Origin of the sequence: Variovorax sp. JS1663, assembly GCF_002157355.1 — a bacterium.
Lineage (GTDB): Bacteria > Pseudomonadota > Gammaproteobacteria > Burkholderiales > Burkholderiaceae_C > Variovorax.
The window spans coordinates 1-15,582 of the sequence record NZ_LYMK01000049.1 but is presented as its reverse complement, the minus strand read 5'-3'; the positions used below and the strand labels follow the sequence as shown (position 1 = coordinate 15,582).

Genomic DNA, 15,582 nt, shown 5'->3' with positions numbered 1-15,582 from the left:
ATGCGGCACAAGGCCGCAGGGCTTACGGTATTGTTTGCATATGGATACAAAAATGGACGTCGCCGCGAAGCTCGCCAGTTTGCTCGGTCAGCTTAACACGGTGATCGTGGGCAAAGAGGCGCAGGTGCGCGACTGCGTGGCCTGTCTGCTGGCCGGTGGCCACCTGCTGATCGAGGACGTGCCGGGCGTGGGCAAGACGACGCTGGCCCATGCGCTCGCCCACACCTTCGGCCTGCAGTTCTCGCGCGTCCAGTTCACCGCCGACCTGATGCCGGGCGACCTGTCGGGCGTCGCGATCTACGACCGCGGGCAGCAGTCCTTCGTCTTCCACCCCGGCCCGGTCTTCACGCAGGTGCTGCTGGCCGACGAAATCAACCGCGCCAGCCCCAAGACCCAGAGCGCCCTGCTCGAGGCCATGGAAGAAAAGCAGGTCACGGTCGAAGGCGAGACCCGCCCTCTTCCCACGCCCTTCTTCGTGATCGCAACGCAGAACCCGCACGACCAGTTGGGCACCTTCGCGCTGCCGGAGTCGCAGCTCGACCGTTTCCTGATGCGCATCTCGCTGGGCTACCCCGACCGCGCCGCCGAGCGCGCCCTGCTCGCCGGCGCCGACCGGCGCGAGATGCTGGCGGGCCTGCCGGCGCTGCTCACCGCAGGCGAGCTCACCGCGCTGCAGCAGCGCGTGCTGCAGGTGCATGCGGCCGAGCCGCTGCTGAACTACGTGCAGGACCTGATCGCCGCCACCCGCTCCGGCCGCTGGTTCCTGCAGGGCCTGTCGCCGCGCGCCGGCATCGCGGTGCTGCGCGCGGCCAAGGCGCAGGCCCTGCTGGCCAACCGTGACTACGTGGCACCGGACGACGTGCAGGCCGTCCTGCCGCAGACCGTCGCCCATCGCATGACCCCGGTCGGCGATGCGGGCCGCGGCGCGTTCGAGCAGGTGCGCGCCATGATCGCTGCCGTCCCCCTCCCGTGAACCCGGCCGCGCGCCTCCTCGCACCGGTCCGCGCGCGTGTCGACGGCTGGTTCCTGTCGCGCCGGCCGCCCTCCGACACGCTGGAGCTCACCCAGCGCAACGTCTACATCGTGCCCACGCCCGCGGGCTGGATGCTGGCTGCCACCCTGCTGCTGCTGCTGATCGGCTCCATCAACTACCAGCTCAACCTGGGCTACCTGCTGACCTTCCTGCTGGCGGGCAGCGTGGCGGTCGGCATGCACGTGAGCCATGGAACGCTGCGCGGGCTGGGGCTGCGGCTGATGGCGCCCGATCCGCAGTACGCGGGGGCGGCGGCCGTCCTGCGCGTGGTGTTGAGCAACACCCGGCGGAGCACCCGCTACGGCATCGGCCTGGCGGTCCGCCACAGCGGGCTGTGGTCCTGGAGCGACGTGCCGGCGCAGGGCAGCGAGACGGTCGAGGTCGCGTTCAAGGCCGACCGGCGCGGATTGCACCCGGTTCCGACGTTGACGGCCGAGACCCGCTTTCCGCTCGGCACCTTCCGCGTGTGGACCGTGTGGCGGCCGGCTGCGCAGGTGCTGGTGTACCCGGCCCCCGAACTGCATCCGCCGCCGCTGCCGCCAGGCGAGCCGCTGGCCGGGCAGGCCGCCTCTTCGGCGCTGCGGGCCAGCGTGGCCGGCGAGTACGACGGGGTGCGGGCCTACCGGCGCGGGGATCCGCTGAAGCTGGTGGTGTGGAAGCGCGCGGCACGGGCGCAGGCCGTCGGGTCGGAAGAGCTCGTGAGCCGGGACACGCAGCAGGCGCAGCGGCAGGAGCTGTGGCTGGATGCGCAAGCGACGGGCCTGGGAGATCCGGAGGGACGGGTGTCGCGGCTTTGCGCGTGGGTGCTGATGGCGGATCGGCTGGGCGTGGACTACGGCTTGCGGGTCGCGGGAAGGACGGTGGCGCCGGCACAAGGGGAAGCGCACCGCCGGCGGTGCCTGGAGGTGCTGGCGCTATGCTGAACCTCTCCCGCAAGCTCCAGTCCCTCCCCCGAGAAGCCCGGGACACCCTCTTCCTCCTCTCGGTCATCGCCCTCATCCTCCTGCCGCAGCTTCCCCACATTCCCTGGTGGTGCAGCACCCTCGCGGCCGTCGTGCTGCTGTGGCGCGGCGCGCTGGCCGTGCAGGCCAAGCCGCTGCCGGGCAAGTGGTGGCGCATCGCCCTGCTCGCCGTCACGCTGGCCGCTACCTACGCCACCCACCGCACGCTGCTCGGCCGCGACGCCGGCGTCACGTTGATCGTGATCCTGCTGGCGCTCAAGACGCTGGAGCTGCGCGCGCGCCGCGATGCCTTCGTGGTCTTCTTCCTGGGCTTCTTCACGATGCTCACGAACTTCTTCTACTCGCAGTCGCTCCCGACCGCCTTCGCGATGCTGCTGGCGCTGCTGGGCCTGCTGACCGCATTGGTCAACGCCCACATGCCGGTGGGCCGGCCACCGCTGATGCAGGCGGGGCGCACGGCAGGATGGATGGCGCTGCTCGGCGCGCCGATCATGCTGGCGCTGTTCCTGCTCTTCCCGCGCATGGCGCCGCTGTGGGGCACGCCCAGCGACGCCATGGCCGGCCGCACCGGCCTGTCGAACAGCATGAAGGTCGGCAGCATCGCGCGGCTCGCGCTGGACGACGGCATCGCGGCGCGCATCAAGTTCGACGGCGACCGCGCGCCGCCGCAGCAGGAGCTGTATTTCCGCGGCCCGGTGCTCACGCAGTTCGACGGCCGCGAATGGACCGCCGCGCCGCTGTTCTCGCGCGGCGCCGCGCCGCAGGACCTGCGCGTGCAGGGCCAGGCCGTCGGCTACGAGGTCACGCTCGAGCCAAGCAACCGCCCCTGGCTGCTCACGCTGGATGCCACTCCTGCCAAACCCGAACTGCCCGGCTACGAGCTGTTCGGCACGCCTGAGCTGCAATGGGCGGCGACCCGGCCGATCAGCGACATGGTGCGCTACCGCGCCCGCAGCTTCACCCGCTTCGAGAGCGGGCCGCTGCGCCGCAATGCCAGCCTGCGCAACCTCGCGGCGCTGCCGCCCGGCTCCAACCCGCGCACCGCCGCGCTGGCCGCACAGATGAAAGGCGACCCGGCGCTCGCCGGCGCGGACACGCCGGCCTTCGTGCAGGCCGCACTGCAGCGCCTGCGCACCGGCGGCTACAGATACACCCTGGAGCCCGACGTGTACGGCGACGAGACCGCCGACGAGTTCTGGTTCGACAAGAAGGCCGGCTTCTGCGAGCACATCGCCTCGGCCTTCGTGGTGCTGATGCGCGCCCTCGGCATCCCGGCGCGCATCGTCACCGGCTACCAGGGCGGCGAGATCAACGGCGTGGACAACTACTGGACGCTGCGTCACAGCGACGCCCATGCCTGGGCCGAGGTGTGGCAGGAAGGCAGGGGCTGGGTGCGGGTCGATCCCACCGCCGCCATCTCGCCGGACCGCATCGGCCAGTTCCAGCGGCTGGCGCCGCAACCGGGCCTGTTCGCAGGCGCGATGGTCGCGGTCAGCCCCACGCTGGCGCAGAACCTTCGCGCCGCCTGGGAGGCGCTGAACAACGGCTGGAACCAGTGGGTGCTCAACTACACCCAGAACCGCCAGCTCGACCTGCTCAAGAACCTGGGCTTCGACGCGCCCAGCCTCGAGGACCTGGCGACGGTGCTGCTGCTCCTGCTGGTGGTGGCCAGCCTCGCCGGCGCCGGCTGGACGCTGTGGGAACGCAGCCAGCACGACCCCTGGCTCAGGCTCCTGGGCCAGGCGCGTGCACGGCTGGCCCAGGCCGGCATCGAGCTGCCCGAGGCGGCGCCGCCGCGCCAGATGGCGGCCCGGCTGGCCGAGCGCTTCGGCGGCGGTGCGCAGGCGGCGCAGGATTGGCTGCTCAAGCTCGAGGCGCAGCGCTACGCCGCCACGCCGGGACCGGGCCTCGCCGCCCTGCGCGCCGAGTTCCGGCGCCTGTCCTGGCCGCGCTGAAACCACATGTGTCCCGTCCGGGCCGGCAGCACGCGGGCGGCACAATCGAGCCCCATGCGCCGCCTCCTTCCGACCGCCCTCCTCTCGTCGACGCTCGTCCTCCTGGGCGCCGCCCTCACCATCCTCCCTGCCGCGGCGCAGAAGGTCGTGCGCGGAGAGACGCCCTACGCCATGCGCGAGGACGCGATGCGCTTCGCCGACGACGTGGCCGCGCGGCGCAACCTCGACCGCGCCTGGGTGCGCGCCACCATCGGCAACGCGCGCCTGCTGCCCAACGTGCCGCGCCTGATGCTGCCGGCGCCGCGCGGCACGGCGAAGAACTGGCGCGTCTACCGCAGCCGCTTCATCGACGCGGCGCGCATCGGCGCCGGCGTGCGCTTCTGGCGCGCCAATGCCGACACGCTGGCGCGGGCCGAGGCCGAGTTCGGCGTGCCGGCCGAGATCATCGTCGGCATCGTCGGCGTCGAGACCATCTACGGCCGCAACATGGGCAACTTCCGCGTCATCGATGCGCTGGCCACCCTGTCCTTCGACTTCCCGCAGGGCCACCCCCGCGCGGCCGAGCGCCAGGCCTTCTTCCGCGGCGAGCTGGAGAGCTTCCTCAGCACCGAGAGCCGCACCGCCGAGAACCCGATGGTGCCGGTGGGCAGCTACGCCGGCGCCATGGGCATGCCGCAGTTCATGCCCAGCAGCATCGCCAAGTACGCGATCGACTACGACGGCGATGGCCGCATCGACCTGGTCAACAACACGGCCGACGTGATCGGCTCGGTGGCCAACTACTTCAAGGCCTTCGGCTGGACGCCGGGCATGCCCTCGATCTACGCCGTCGGCTTCGACGAGGCCCGACTCAAGAAGGACGTGCTGCTGGCCCCCGACATCCTGCCCAGCTTCAGCGCCGACGCCTTCGTGGCCGGCGGCGCCGTGCTCGAGGGCGACGCGCTGAAGCACAAGGGCCTGCTGGCGCTGATCGAGCTGCAGAACGGCGCGGACGCGCCCAGCTACGTGGCCGGCACGCAGAATTTCTACGTGATCACGCGCTACAACTGGAGCAGCTACTACGCGATGTCGGTGATCGACCTCGGGCGCGAGGTGCGCGCCGCGATGGAGCCATAGGCGATGCAGCCCGAGGCGCGCCGCGCGGCCTGGCTCGACGCATGGCGCGAACTCGGCACGGCTGCGCCCGATGACGCATTGCTTGCCGGCCTGCAGGCGCGCTACGGCGAACCGCATCGCGCCTACCACACCCTGCAGCACCTGGACGAATGCCTCGAAGGCCTGGCCCGCGAGCGCACCCACGCGCGGCGGCCGGCCGAGATCGCGCTGGCGCTCTGGTTCCACGACGCGATCTACGACGTGCACCGGCACGACAACGAGGCGCTGAGCGCCGACTGGGCTCGGCAGGCGCTGCTGGGCGCCGGCGCACCGGCCGATGCCGCGCAGCGCGTCCACGCGCTGGTGATGGCGACCCGGCACCAGGCCCAGCCGCAGGATGCCGATGCGCAACTGCTGGTCGACATCGACCTTGCCATCCTCGGCGCGCCGATCGAGCGCTTCGCCGAATACGAGCGGCAGATCCGCATCGAATACGCGCACGTGCCGCCCGAGGTCTTCGAGCCGAGGCGGCGCCAGATCCTCGGCGCCTTCCTGGCGCGCGAGCCGCTCTACCTCACGCCGTCGATCCGCGCGCAACGCGAGGCACAGGCCCGCTTCAACCTGCGCCAGGCCATCGGCTGATCAGGCGCCGAAGCCTCCGCGGGCCACGACCTGGCCGTCGCGGTCCACCACCACCGCCTCCCCCATCGCCACCGCTTCGCCGGTGAAGGCCGTGATGTTGACCTGGTGCGTCACCCACACCTCGAAGGTGCCCGCCGGGATGCGCGCCAGCCCCGCCAGCAGCAGCGACCGGTTCTCGGGCGCGACCGCGGCATTGCCGAAGCTCGAATTGAGGGGTGTCCAGGACTCGTGCGCGCCGAAGGCCAGGTCCGCCGTGTCCTTGCAGCGGCACCAGGCACTGGAACGCACCGCGCGTGGCGCCAGGCCGCGGCTGCGGAACCATTCGCCGGCCGCGCGCGCCTGGGCGCGGCCCGCATCGCTCAGGTTGCGCTGGGTGCTGCACTGCGCCAGGCTGAAGCCGGGCGGATCGCCGACGCCCGGCGTGGTCTGCGCGTGGCGCCACAGCAGTGCACAGCCCCCGGCACGCAGGCGCCCGGCCATCGCATCGCCGCCCTGCTGCGCATGGGCACGCTGCAGCAGCAGGGCCGCGGCCAGGAGGATGAGATCGCGTCGTCCATGCATCCGCGAAGGCTAGCAAAGGCACAGACCCCAAAGCAAAAAGGGCTGCGGTGCCTTTCGCACCGCAGCCCTCGGAACAGGGCGCCTTCAGGCGCTCAGCGTGCCTTGCCTTCCTTCCAGGCGGTCAGCAACTTCTCGTAGTCGATGGTCTCGCCCTTGGGCTTCTCGTTGGCCAGCTTCTTCCACGGCGCGTGCTGGTCGCTCAGCCACTTGTTCGGATCGCCCTTGGCATTGAGCTTGGGCGCGCACTTGGCCATGCCGGCGCGCTGCAGGCGGGCCATCACGTTGTCCATCTCGTCGGCCAGGTTGTCCATCGCCTTCTGCGGGGTCTTCTCGCCCGTCACGGCCTCGGCCACGTTCTTCCACCACAGCTGCGCGAGCTTGGGGTAGTCGGGCACGTTGGTGCCGGTGGGCGACCAGGCCACGCGCGCCGGGCTGCGGTAGAACTCGACCAGCCCGCCCAGCTTGGGCGCCATGTCGGTCATCGCCTTGGACTGGATGTCGGACTCGCGGATCGGCGTCAGGCCCACCATGGTCTTCTTCAGCGAGGTGGTCTTGGCGGTGATGAACTGCGCATAGAGCCACGCGGCCGCCGTGCGGTTCTCGTCATGGGCGGCGAAGAAGGTCCACGAGCCTACGTCCTGGTAGCCGTTCTGCATGCCCTGCTTCCAGTACGGGCCGTTCGGGCCAGGCGCCATGCGCCACTTGGGCGTGCCGTCGGCATTGACCACCGGCAGGCCGGCCTTGGTCATGTCGGCGGTGAAGGCGGTGTACCAGAAGATCTGCTGCGCGATCTGGCCCTGCGCCGGCACCGGGCCGGCCTCGCCGAAGGTCATGCCGGTGGCTTCCTTGGGCGCGTACTTCTTCATCCAGTCCACGTACTTGGTGAGCGCGTAGACCGCCGCGGGCGAGTTGGTGGCGCCGCCGCGCGACACACTGGCACCCACCGGCGTGCACTTGTCGTCACCCACGCGGATGCCCCACTCGTCGATCGGCAGGCCATTGGGCGTGCCGATGTCGGCGGTGCCGGCCATCGAGAGCCAGGCATCGGTGAAGCGCCAGCCCAGCGACGGGTCCTTCTTGCCGTAGTCCATGTGGCCGTAGATCGGCTTGCCGTCGATGGTCTTCACGTCCACGCTGAAGAACTCGGCGATGTCCTCGTACGCGCTCCAGTTGAGCGGCACGCCCAGGTCGTAGCCGTACTTGGCCTTGAACTTTTCCTTCAGGTCCGGGCGCGCGAACAGGTCGGCGCGGAACCAGTAGAGGTTGGCGAACTGCTGGTCGGGCAGCTGGTAGAGCTTGCCGTCCGGCGCGGTGGTGAACTTGGTGCCGATGAAGTCCTTCAGATCCAGCCCGGGGTTGGTGTACTCCTTGCCCTTGCCGGCCATGTAGTCGGTCAGGTTCATGATCTTGCCGTAGCGGTAGTGCGTGCCGATCAGGTCGGAGTCGGAGATCCAGCCGTCGTAGATCGACTTGCCCGACTGCATCGAGGTCTGCAGCTTCTCGACCACGTCACCTTCCTGGATCAGGTCGTGCTTGACCTTGATGCCGGTGATCTCCTCGAAGGCCTTGGCGAGCGTCTTGGACTCGTACTCGTGCGTGGTGATGGTTTCCGACACCACCGAGATCTCGCGCACGCCCTTGCCCTGCAGCTTCTTGGCGGCGTCGATGAACCACTTCATCTCTGCCGTCTGCTGCTCCTTGCTCAGGGTCGACGGCTGGAATTCGCTGTCGATCCACTTCTTGGCCTCTGCCTCGCCGGCCCCCGCGCTCTGCATGGCACAGGCGGCCGCTGCCAGTGCCAACGCTGTGTAGCGAATCTTCATGATGAATGTCTCCTCGAGTTGCTTCCCGGTGTTGTGCAGATCCCGGCCCCGGGAAAGCGAAGAGCCGGACAGCGTGGAATAGAGCTCTCCCCCAGGCTTCCCCACTTCGTGTGGTCCGCCAACCCCCTCGCCGGGGGCAACACCAGCGGCCCGGCAAAGCCGGTTCCGCGGTGTTCCCCGACTGAAGAGGCGGGTTCGTGCGACATGGGGGTGAACAAAGCGTGGTGGAGCAGCAATGGATTCTTTCAACCCTTGCGCATGATCAGCGCCAGGACGAGCATCGACAGCACGAAGCTGATCCAGATGGAGGGTTCGGCCTCCAGCTCCATCCATTCCTGGAGCTTGCCGGCCAGCCCGATGTAGATCAGGTTGATGTAGGCGGCGACCAAGAGCCCGATGAAGAGCCGGTCACCGCGCGTGGTTTCCATCGGCAGCCAGCCGCGGCGCAGCGTGGTGGGCGACTTGATTTCCCACACGGTCATGCACACGAGCATCAGCGCGATGCAGCAGAAGAAGACGGCCACCGGGGTGGTCCAGACCATCCATTCGAACATCCAGCACTCCTTTCTTGTTGTTGGCCTCAGACCCGCCCCATCGCGAAGCCCTTCGCGATGTAGTGCCGCACGAACCAGATCACGATCGCGCCCGGCACGATCGTCAGCACGCCGGCCGCCGCCAGCGTGGCCCAGTCCATGCCCGAGGCGCTCACCGTGCGCGTCATGGTCGCCACGATGGGCTTGGCATTCACGCTGGTCAGCGTGCGCGCCAGCAGCAGCTCGACCCAGCTGAACATGAAGCAGAAGAAGGCGGCCACGCCCACGCCCGCCTTGATCAGCGGCAGGAAAATGGTGAGGAAGAAGCGCGGGAAGGAATAGCCGTCGATATAGGCCGTCTCGTCGATCTCGCGCGGAATGCCGCTCATGAAGCCTTCCAGGATCCACACGGCCAGCGGCACGTTGAACAGCAGGTGCGCCAGCGCCACGCCCAGGTGCGTGTCCATCAGCCCCACCGTGGTGTAGAGCTGGAAGAAAGGCAGCAGGAAAACCGCCGGCGGCGTCATCCGGTTGGTCAGCAGCCAGAAGAAAATGTGCTTGTCGCCGAGGAAGGAATAGCGCGAGAAGGCATAGGCGGCCGGCAGCGCCACCGTCAGCGAGACCACCGTGTTGATGCCGACGTAGATCAGGCTGTTGATGTAGCCCGAATACCAGGACTCGTCCGTGAAGATGCGCGCGTAGTTGGCCCAGGTGAACTGCTGCGGGAAGAAGGAGAAGCTCGACAGGATCTCCTCGTTGGTCTTGAAGCTCATGTTGATCATCCAGTAGATGGGCAACAGGGCGAACAGGATGTAGAGCAGCAGGAAGATGCTGCGCTTGCGGAATCTCTTCTCGTTCATTTCTCCACCTCCGCTTCCTGCGTACCGACCCGCTGCATCCAGTTGTAGAGGATGAAGCACAGCAGCAGGATGATCAGGAAATAGATCAGCGAGAAGGCCGCCGCAGGGCCCAGGTCGAACTGGCCCACGGCCTTCTGCGTCAGGTACTGGCTCAGGAAGGTGGTGGCATTGCCCGGGCCGCCGCCGGTGAGGACGAAGGGCTCGGTGTAGATCATGAAGCTGTCCATGAAGCGCAGCAGCACCGCGATCATCAGCACGCCGCGCATCTTGGGCAGCTGGATGTAGCGGAACACGGCGAAGCGGCTGGCGCCGTCGATGCGCGCGGCCTGGTAGTAGGCGTCGGGGATCGAACGCAGGCCGGCATAGCACAGCAGCGCGACCAGCGGCGTCCAGTGCCAGACGTCCATCACCAGCACGGTGAACCAGGCATCGCCCGCGCTGCCGGTGTAGTTGTAGTCGACGCCCAGCTTCTGCAGCGCGTAGCCCAGCAGACCGATGTCGGCGCGGCCGTAGATCTGCCAGATGGTGCCGACCACGTTCCAGGGGATCAGCAGCGACAGCGCGACGATCACCAGCACGGCGGAAGACTTCCACCCGGTCGCCGGCATCGACAGCGCGAGGCAGATGCCCAGCGGGATCTCCACCAGCAGCACCGCCAGCGAGAAAACGAGCTGCCGGCCGAGCGCGGCATGCAGCTCGTCGTCGCGCATCACCGAGGCGAACCATTCGGTGCCGACGAACACGCGGCGCTCGGGCGAGATGATGTCCTGCACCGAGTAGTTGACCACCGTCATCAGCGGCACGATGGCCGAGAAGGCCACGCACAGCAGCACCGGCAGCACCAGCCACCAGGCCTTCTGGTTGATGGGCTTGTTGTTGCCGTTCATGCGACCAACTCCTCGTCCCGATAGAAGCAGGTGTGCGTGTCCACCACCTTCAGCCACACCGCCTCGCCCTTGGGCGGCACCGCCGCATCGGAATCCAGGCGCGCCTTGATCACGCTTTCCCCGATCTGCGCGGTCAGCATCTGGTGCGTGCCCACGTCCTGCAGCTGCATCACCGTCGCCGGCAGGGCGCCGGGCGCGTTGGGCTCGGCGAGCGTCACGTACTCGGGCCGGATGCCGAGCTTCAGCGCGCCCTCCGGCAAGGTCCGCTGGGTGGTGAGCCGCATCCCCGCGACCTCCAGCGACCAACCGCTGCTCTGCGCCGGGAGGAAGTTCATGCCCGGCGAGCCGATGAAATGGCCGACGAAGGTGTGGGCCGGCCGCTCGAACAGCGCGTCGGCGCTGCCCACCTGCACCGCCTTGCCGCGCGTCATCACCACCACCTCCTCGGCGAAGGTCAGCGCCTCCACCTGGTCATGCGTGACGTAGATCAGCGTGAGCTTGAGTTCGCGGTGGATCTGCTTGAGCTTGCGCCTCAGCTGCCACTTGAGGTTGGGATCGATCACGGTCAGCGGCTCGTCGAAGAGCACGGCCGAGACGTCGCTGCGCACCAGCCCGCGGCCCAGCGAGATCTTCTGCTTGGCGTCGGCCGCCAGGCCCGCGGCGCGCTGGTTGAGCTGGCCGCTCATGTCCAGCATCTCGGCGATCTCGCCCACGCGCTTCTTGATCTGCGCGGCGGGGAGCTTGCGGTTGCGCAGGGGGAAGGCGAGGTTCTCGGCCACGGTCATGGTGTCGTAGATCACGGGGAACTGGAACACCTGGGCGATGTTGCGTTCCTGCGGTGACGCATGCGTGACGTCGCGCCCATCGAAGCTGACGGTGCCCCGCGAGGGCACCAGCAGGCCCGAAATGATGTTGAGCATGGTTGTCTTGCCACAGCCCGAGGGGCCGAGCAAGGCGTAGGCGCCGCCGTCGCGGAAGCTCATGGTCAGCGGCAGCAGCGCGTAGTCGCTCTCCTGCGTGGGGTTGGGCCGGTAGGCGTGGGCCAGGTCGAGGTCGATGCGTGCCATGTCAACCACCCTTGCGCCGCCAGGCGGGCGCCACGGCCAAGCGCTCCGACGCGTCGAACACATAGGCCTGCGTGGCCGGGAAATACAGCGTGATCGCGGTGCCCAGCTCGAAGCGGTGGACGCCGGTGAGTTGCGCCACCAGTTCGCCCACCAGGGTCTCGACGTGGACGTAGGTGTCGGAGCCCGAGATCTCGGCCAGCTCCACCCTGCCGGGAATGGCGATGTCGCCCTCGCGGGCCGCCACGTCGAGCGCGCTGGCGCGCAGTCCCACCGTCACGGCGCCCTCGATGCCCGCCGACAGCGTCAGCGGCACCAGCGGCCCGCCCGCGAGCTGAATGCCGCCGGCAGCCACGCGGCCGGCCAGCAGATTCATCGGCGGGTCGCTGAACGCACGCGCCACGCGCAGCGACTGGGGCGCATGGAAGACCTCGGCGGTGGGCCCGTACTGCAGCAGCTCGCCCGCGTCCATCACCGCCGTGTGCCCGCCGAGCAGCAGCGCCTCGCCGGGCTCGGTGGTGGCGTAGATCACGGTCGAGTCGCCGGTGGCGAACAGCTGGGTGAGTTCCTCGCGCAGGCCCTCGCGGAGCTTGTAGTCGAGGTTGACCAGGGGCTCGTCGAGCAGCACCAGCGGCGCGTTCTTGGCCAGCGCCCGCGCCAGGGCCACGCGCTGCTGCTGGCCGCCCGACAGCTCGGCGGGATAGCGGTCGAGGAACTGGCCGATGCTCAGCTTCTCCGCCAATTCGCGCACGCGCGCCTCGATGTTCTTCTCGCCGCGCAGCTTGAGCGGCGAGCCGATGTTGTCGGCCACCTTCAGCGAGGGGTAGTTGATGAACTGCTGGTAGACCATCGCGACATTGCGCTCGCGCACCGGCACGCCGGTCACGTTCTTGCCATCGACCAGGACCAGGCCCTCGGTGGGCGTGTCCAGCCCGGCCATCAGCCGCATCAGGCTGGTCTTGCCGGACTGGGTGGCGCCGAGCAGCACCGTGACCGCGCCACGCTTCGGCGCGATGCTCTGCTCGTAGAGCCAGGTCTGCGCACCCACCTTCTTGGTGACGCGCTCGAGTGTCAGTTGCATGCAACTCCTTCTTGCTCTTGCTGCCGCGGCATGCGCGCCTGCTGCCGCATCCATGTGTCGACGCGTTCGCGCTGCTCGGGTGTGAAGTGCAGGCCGAGCTTGGAGCGGCGCCAGAGGACGTCCTCGCCACTGCGCGCCCATTCCTCGTCCCGCAGGTAGCGCAGTTCGCGCTCATGCAGGCCAGGCGCCACCGCTTCGCCCATGTCGGCCATTGCCTGTGCGTCGCCGATCACCGCCGCAATGCGGGCGCCGTAGGCACGCGCCAGCCGGCGCGCGAACGTGGCCTCCAGCCAGGGATGCTTCGCACGAACCGCCGAGACGAAGCGCTCGAAATCCTCGTCGGGCCGGCGCGCCGCGCCGATCCATGCCGACAGGTCGCCGCCGGCCAGGAAGGCACCCTCTGTCCAGGCCGGGCGCGCCTCGCCCAGCATGCGGCCCAGTTCGTCGGCCGCGTCCTCCGCGAGCTTGCGGAAGGTCGTGATCTTGCCGCCCCACACCGACAGCAGCGGCGCGGCCGTGGTGTTGGATTCGAGCATGTAGTCGCGCGTCACCGCCGAGGGGTCGCCGGAGGCGTCGTCGAGCAGCGGGCGCACGCCCGAGTAGGTCCACACGACGTCGGCCGGCCGGATGGGCTTCTCGAAATAGCGGCTGGCCTGCGTGCAGAGGTAGTCGATCTCCTCCGCGGCGATGCGCGCCGCGCCGGGGTCGTCGCCCCCGAGCTCGATGTCGGTGGTGCCGATCAGCGTGAAGGCGTCCTGGTAGGGGATCGCGAAGATGATCCGCTTGTCCGGGTTCTGGAAGATGTAGGCGTGGTCGTGCTCGAACAGGCGCGGCACCACGATGTGGCTGCCCTTGACCAGCCGCAGGTGCCGCGTGGCCAGGGCCTCGCCGCGGGCGGGCTGCGCCACGCCGCGCAGGAAGGCCTCGGCCCAGGGCCCCGCGGCGTTCACCACCGCGCGGGCGCGCACCGTGCGCCGGCCGGCCGGGCCTTCCAGCACCGCGGTCCAGCCTTGGGCGTCGCGCTGCGCGCTCAGGCAGCGCGTGCGTGTCAGCACCTCGGCGCCCTTGGCGCGCGCATCGAGCGCGTTGAGAACCACCAGCCGCGCATCGTCCACCCAGCCGTCGGAGTAGACGAAGCCGCGCGTCCACGCCGGCTTGAGCGGCGCGCCGGCCGGATGCGCGCGCAGATCGATCCCGCGCGAGCCCGGCAGCACCTCGCGCCGCGCCAGGTGGTCGTAGAGGAAGAGGCCGATGCGCACCATCCACGTCGGCCGCATCGAGGGATCGTGCGGCATCACGAAGCGCAGCGGCCACATGATGTGCGGCGCGCTGCGAAGCAGCACCTCGCGCTCCTGCAGGGCCTTGCGCACCAGCGAGAACTCGTAGTACTCGAGGTAGCGCAGGCCGCCGTGGATCAGCTTGGTGGAGGAAGACGAGGTGTGCGCCGCCAGGTCGTCCTTCTCGCACAGCAGAACCCGCCAGCCGCGCCCGGCCAGGTCGCGTGCGATGCCGCAACCGTTGATGCCACCGCCGACGATGAGCACGTCGCAGGTGGCCTGCTGGGCCGAAGAGGATGAAGGGCGGACACTCACGTTGCTGTGACTTTTTTCACGGATCTCGCCTAGGGCGTTTTCGCTTTTTTTCATTTTGGTTCCTTAATGCGCGATTTTCCCTGGTGTTAACCCTCAAGTCCATTCGTTTTCTTTCGTTCTAAAGTGACGCGCCCTGCCCCCTCATTGCTCGCGTGAATTCGAATCCCCGCCAACTCAAGCTCCTCAACACCGTGCGCGCGCGCGGATCGGTCACCGTCGAACAGTTGGCCGACATGCTCGAAGTGACCCTCCAGACGGTGCGCCGCGACGTGCAGCGCCTGGCCGACGAGGGCCTGCTGACGCGCTTCCACGGTGGCGTGCGGGTGCCGAGCTCGACCATCCAGAACATCGGCTACCAGCAGCGCGAAAGCCTGCATGCCGAAGGCAAGGCGCGCATCGCGCGCGCAGTGGCAGCGCGGGTGCCGAACGACTGTTCGCTGATCCTCAACATCGGCACCACCACCGAGGCCATCGCCAAGGCACTGATGCATCACGCCGGGCTGCGGGTGATCACCAACAACCTCAATGTCGCGGCCATCCTGAGCGGCAATCCGAATTGCGAGGTGATCGTGGCCGGCGGCTCGGTGCGTCCGCGAGACCGCGCGATCGTGGGCGAGGCCACGGTGGACTTCATCCGCCAGTTCAAGGTCGACATCGCGGTGATCGGTGTCTCCGGCATCGAGGCCGACGGCACGCTGCGCGACTTCGACCTGCGCGAGGTGAAGGTGGCGCAGACCATCATCGCCCAGGCGCGCGAAGTGTGGCTGGCCGCCGATGCCAGCAAGTTCAACCGGCCCGCGATGGTGGAGCTGGCGAAGCTGTCGCAGATCGACTGCCTCTACACCGACGCCGATCCGCCGGCGCCCTTCCCCGAATTGCTCGAGCAAGCGCAAGTACGCTGCGAGATCGCACGCGAACATTGAATCCGCGTGAACGAGGACATCCCATGACCTACCTGCTCGCCCTCGACCAGGGCACCTCCAGCTCCCGCAGCATCGTCTTCGACCACGAAGGCCGCATCGTCGCCATCGCCCAGAAAGAGCTCACGCAGATCTACCCGCAGCCCGGCTGGGTCGAGCACGACCCCATGGAGATCTGGACCAGCCAGTTGGCGACCGCGCGCGAGGTGCTGGCCAAGGCGAAGCTGAAGGCCTCGGACATCCACGCCGTGGGCATCACCAACCAGCGCGAGACCACGGTGCTGTGGAACCGGAAGACCGGCCAGCCCGTGCACCACGCCATCGTCTGGCAGGACCGGCGCGCCGAGCCGCTGTGCGCGAAGCTGCGCGAGGACGGCATGACCGGCGTGATCCAGCAGAAGACCGGCCTGGTCATCGACGCCTACTTCTCCGGCACCAAGCTGCGCTGGCTGCTCGACAACGTGCCCGGTGCCCGCGCGGCGGCCGCGCGCGGCGAGCTGGCCTTCGGCACGGTGGACAGCTGGCTGATCTGGCAACTGACCGGTGGCAAGGTGCACGTGAGCGACGTGAGCAA

Annotated in this window: 15 protein-coding genes; 7 read left to right on the top strand and 8 right to left on the bottom strand. The window is 68.8% G+C overall.

What is annotated here, in order from left to right:
- Positions 1 to 52: 52 nt before the first annotated feature.
- Genes A8M77_RS29000 through A8M77_RS28980 form a run of 5 tightly spaced genes read left to right on the top strand, consistent with a single transcriptional unit; the run spans position 53 to position 5,687 of the window.
- The gene (locus A8M77_RS29000) at positions 53 to 973 is read left to right on the top strand and encodes an AAA family ATPase (protein WP_086924935.1); all 921 of its coding nucleotides are present in this window, start codon (positions 53 to 55) and stop codon (positions 971 to 973) included.
- On the top strand, positions 970 to 1,956 hold the full coding sequence (locus A8M77_RS28995) for a DUF58 domain-containing protein (protein WP_086924934.1): 987 nt from the start codon (positions 970 to 972) through the stop codon (positions 1,954 to 1,956). The genes A8M77_RS29000 and A8M77_RS28995 overlap by 4 nt, the downstream gene beginning before the upstream one ends.
- Positions 1,950 to 3,950: a transglutaminase family protein gene (locus tag A8M77_RS28990; protein WP_086924933.1), complete on the top strand. Its 2,001-nt coding sequence runs from the start codon at positions 1,950 to 1,952 to the stop codon at positions 3,948 to 3,950. The genes A8M77_RS28995 and A8M77_RS28990 overlap by 7 nt, the downstream gene beginning before the upstream one ends.
- Before the next feature lie 54 nt (positions 3,951 to 4,004).
- Positions 4,005 to 5,066: a lytic murein transglycosylase B gene (mltB, locus tag A8M77_RS28985; RefSeq protein WP_086924932.1), complete on the top strand. Its 1,062-nt coding sequence runs from the start codon at positions 4,005 to 4,007 to the stop codon at positions 5,064 to 5,066.
- Positions 5,067 to 5,069: 3 nt separating this feature from the next.
- The gene (locus tag A8M77_RS28980; protein ID WP_086924931.1) at positions 5,070 to 5,687 is read left to right on the top strand and encodes an HD domain-containing protein; all 618 of its coding nucleotides are present in this window, start codon (positions 5,070 to 5,072) and stop codon (positions 5,685 to 5,687) included.
- Here the strand turns inward: A8M77_RS28980 and A8M77_RS28975 are convergent, their stop codons facing one another.
- The 8 genes from A8M77_RS28975 to glpD form a co-directional block, all read right to left on the bottom strand.
- On the bottom strand, positions 5,688 to 6,248 hold the full coding sequence (locus A8M77_RS28975; RefSeq protein WP_202820671.1) for a histidine phosphatase family protein: 561 nt from the start codon (positions 6,246 to 6,248) through the stop codon (positions 5,688 to 5,690). It abuts the gene before it with no gap.
- A gap of 92 nt (positions 6,249 to 6,340) precedes the next feature.
- A complete protein-coding gene (locus tag A8M77_RS28970) occupies positions 6,341 to 8,071 on the bottom strand; it encodes an ABC transporter substrate-binding protein (RefSeq protein WP_086924930.1) in 1,731 nt (576 codons plus the stop codon).
- 245 nt (positions 8,072 to 8,316) lie between these two features.
- Positions 8,317 to 8,625 carry a DUF2160 domain-containing protein gene (locus A8M77_RS28965; RefSeq protein WP_086924929.1) on the bottom strand — a complete coding sequence of 103 codons (309 nt, stop codon included), beginning with the start codon at positions 8,623 to 8,625 and terminating at the stop codon, positions 8,317 to 8,319.
- 26 nt (positions 8,626 to 8,651) lie between these two features.
- Positions 8,652 to 9,464 (bottom strand): carbohydrate ABC transporter permease, encoded by an 813-nt coding sequence (locus A8M77_RS28960; RefSeq protein ID WP_086924928.1) that lies wholly within the window; start codon positions 9,462 to 9,464, stop codon positions 8,652 to 8,654.
- Positions 9,461 to 10,351, bottom strand: coding sequence for a carbohydrate ABC transporter permease (locus tag A8M77_RS28955; RefSeq protein WP_086924927.1), 891 nt, complete (start codon positions 10,349 to 10,351; stop codon positions 9,461 to 9,463). The genes A8M77_RS28960 and A8M77_RS28955 overlap by 4 nt, the downstream gene beginning before the upstream one ends.
- On the bottom strand, positions 10,348 to 11,418 hold the full coding sequence (locus tag A8M77_RS28950) for an ABC transporter ATP-binding protein (protein WP_086924926.1): 1,071 nt from the start codon (positions 11,416 to 11,418) through the stop codon (positions 10,348 to 10,350). Before A8M77_RS28950 ends, A8M77_RS28955 begins: the two co-directional genes overlap by 4 nt.
- A 1-nt stretch (position 11,419) precedes the next feature.
- The gene (locus tag A8M77_RS28945; protein WP_086924925.1) at positions 11,420 to 12,496 is read right to left on the bottom strand and encodes an ABC transporter ATP-binding protein; all 1,077 of its coding nucleotides are present in this window, start codon (positions 12,494 to 12,496) and stop codon (positions 11,420 to 11,422) included.
- Entirely contained in the window at positions 12,487 to 14,142 is a 1,656-nt protein-coding gene (glpD, locus tag A8M77_RS28940; protein WP_086924924.1) for a glycerol-3-phosphate dehydrogenase, read from the bottom strand. Before glpD ends, A8M77_RS28945 begins: the two co-directional genes overlap by 10 nt.
- A 98-nt stretch (positions 14,143 to 14,240) precedes the next feature.
- Here glpD and A8M77_RS28935 point away from each other — a divergent pair, with 98 nt between their 5' ends.
- Together A8M77_RS28935 and A8M77_RS28930 are read left to right on the top strand one after the other, a co-directional pair.
- Positions 14,241 to 15,011, top strand: a complete 771-nt coding sequence (locus A8M77_RS28935) for a DeoR/GlpR family DNA-binding transcription regulator (protein ID WP_086924923.1) — start codon at positions 14,241 to 14,243, stop codon at positions 15,009 to 15,011.
- 23 nt (positions 15,012 to 15,034) lie between these two features.
- A partial coding sequence (locus A8M77_RS28930; protein WP_272947462.1) for an FGGY family carbohydrate kinase occupies positions 15,035 to 15,582 on the top strand: 548 nt, incomplete at its 3' end.